This window comes from Corallococcus sicarius (assembly GCF_003611735.1).
GTDB classification, from domain to species: Bacteria; Myxococcota; Myxococcia; order Myxococcales; family Myxococcaceae; genus Corallococcus; species Corallococcus sicarius.
Map to the genome: position 1 here is coordinate 1 of NZ_RAWG01000599.1, position 1,834 is coordinate 1,834.

Here is a 1,834-nt window from a genome sequence, read left to right on the forward strand (position 1 = left end):
CCGCCACAGCCCGCCGCCCGCCGCCCAGAACCGGTGTCTGCCATTGGCGGCGAACACCGGCTTGTTCTCGCAGGTGTCCACGCCCAGGAACTCCGGCGCCCGGCCCGGCGCGAACACCGCCACCCGGCCCCCCTGACCCAACAACGTCACGTCCCCCTGCACCGCCCAGCGCAGCGACGGATCCAACCCGCCACGCATCACCGTGCGTCCGTCCTCGCGCCGGTACGCGCCGTCCGCGTGGTAGACGAAGCGCACCGTCCCCGCGTCCGCGTCCGCGCTCGCGTGCACCACCACGCCCCGGGTGGTGAACTTCCGCGTCGCCACCACCTGCCCTCGCACCGCGGACACTGGCGTGGCCGCCGCCGTCGCATGCGGCTGACACGTGGGACACGCCCCCCGCGCATGCTCCACGCCGCACGACGCGCACACCGTGAAGCGCAGCCCCTCCAGCGCCGACAGCGGGAACGCGCCGCGAAGGTCCTCCACGAACACCTGGTGGAACAGGTGCAACACATCGTCCGGCAGCGTGGCCCGGGGCAGCGCGGGCTTCGGGTACTGCACGTCCGCGTGGAGCACGGTGACGCGCTGGAGCACCCGCGCCACCGCGTTCAGCCGCGCCCCCTGCGCCTTCGGCCGGTGGATGCCGCCGTGCGGCCCCACGCACAACAGGGACTGCATGACGGTGACGGCAAAGGCATACCAATCACTCTCCACCGTCGCCGGCCGCACCGGCGTCAGCGCCTGTGCCACCGGATCCAACCGCAGCGGGTCCAGGAACCGCTCGGTGAACACCGGGCAGACGTAGGGCCCGAACTGGAAGCTGTCCGCGTCGATGAGGTACGCGTCCGTCCCCACCACCAGCACGTTCAAGTCGTTGAAGTCCCCCACCACCACGCCGCTCGCATGCACCGCCCCCAACACCCGGTGCAGCCCCGCCAGCAACGTCACCGCGTCCGAGGCCCGCCCGCCCGCGCGCCGGAACGCCGGCTCGGCCCACCGGCGCAGCGGCTCCACGCCGTCCAGCTTGCGCATCGCATAGCCCAGCACCTCCACGCCCTTGCGGTCCGTGGCCAGCGCCTGCGGCGTCACCACCCGCGCCGGCAGGCCCTGCGGGAACGCGCGCAGCTTGCGCTGGTGCTCCGCGAGCCGTGCCTTCGCGGCGGCCTGCTCGTGCGTCAGGCCCAGGTAGTCCGGATGGCCGGGCTGCTTGAAGACCTTGAGCGCACGCCCGTCGCCCAGGTCATACACATCCGCCTCGCCGCCCTTGCCCAGCGCGTGCTGCGGATTGAGCCGCACCTTCTTGCCCTCGAGCCAGACGTCCATGGCCTCACGCCCTCCCCATCCGCCGACGCAGCACCACCAGCGACGTGTCGTCCGTCAGCAGCCCCGGCGTGCGCAGCAACCGCCGCTCCGCGAAGTCCGCGCGCACCGACTCGCGGTTGAGCTGCGCCAGGCGCCTGCGCACCGCGTCCGGGTTCGCGAAGTAGCGGTCCTCCGTCCAGAACCGCGACAGCGGGCCCACCGGCTCGTCGCGCTCCGGCACGCGCGCCGCCGCCAATCCCATCAGGTCCCCCACCCCGTCCGTACCCAACAGCAGCGCGTGTACGTCGTCCGTCGGCACCAGCGCCCGCGACACCAGCGGCACGTCCTCCCCGCGCAGCAGCGCATACGCGAGGTACGGCGGCGCGTTGTCCGGGAACGGCCCCAGCGCATGCACCTCCCCGTTGAGCATCCACACCCCGTCCCCCGACGAGAAGACGAGCGTGTGCGCGGGCGTCACCACCGCCCCCACGATGGTGAAGAGCAAATCCCCCCACACCTCCCGACCCAGCGC

The 1,834-nt window shown here is 72.9% G+C and carries 1 protein-coding gene and 1 pseudogene; both read right to left on the minus strand.

Going from position 1 to position 1,834, the window contains the following annotated elements; all coding sequences use genetic code 11:
• The coding region (locus D7X12_RS41110; RefSeq protein WP_120630537.1) for a hypothetical protein at nucleotides 1-1,323 on the minus strand (1,323 nt) is incomplete at its 3' end.
• A gap of 4 nt (nucleotides 1,324-1,327) precedes the next feature.
• Nucleotides 1,328-1,834: pseudogene (locus D7X12_RS41115) on the minus strand (protein phosphatase 2C domain-containing protein); the annotation flags it as partial.